Origin of the sequence: Pandoraea sp. PE-S2R-1, from assembly GCF_002179865.1 — a bacterium.
Classification (GTDB): Bacteria; Pseudomonadota; Gammaproteobacteria; order Burkholderiales; family Burkholderiaceae; genus Pandoraea.
The window spans coordinates 1-374 of the sequence record NZ_NGUR01000157.1; the positions used below are offsets into that span (position 1 = coordinate 1).

1 pseudogene is annotated in these 374 nt (G+C 55.9%); it reads right to left on the reverse strand.

The annotated features are described in order from the left end of the window. A pseudogene (locus CDV44_RS27505) lies at positions 1-220 on the reverse strand (hypothetical protein); the annotation flags it as partial. Positions 221-374: the final 154 nt, after the last annotated feature.

The window sequence follows — 374 nt, forward strand, 5'->3', positions numbered from 1 at the left end:
CCAGCACGCCGCGTGATTTCGAAACCAGTTCACGCGAGCCCTTGACGGTGGAGTAGAGCCGCGTGAGCGTGGCGTCAACGCTCGCGTCAATGGCTGCGGCCTTGGATACGTTGGTCGCTACGGTGTCGGGCTTGCCGGAGGTGGTAGTGCAAGCGGTGAGTCCGAGGCTGCCGACGATAAACGCGGTAGCGACCATCAGTTTGGAGTTCCATTTCTGCATCGTTCTTCCCCTTGAGTTGTAATGCGCTATCGATTGGTCTTCGCCATGAGGGCAGAAAAATGCAAACGAGGCGAGCGGCGTGCGAGTCAATCTTGCAAGATTGCGAAGCACGAATTCGTTCATAAAAAACAAGCGATGTCTCGCAAGGATTCCA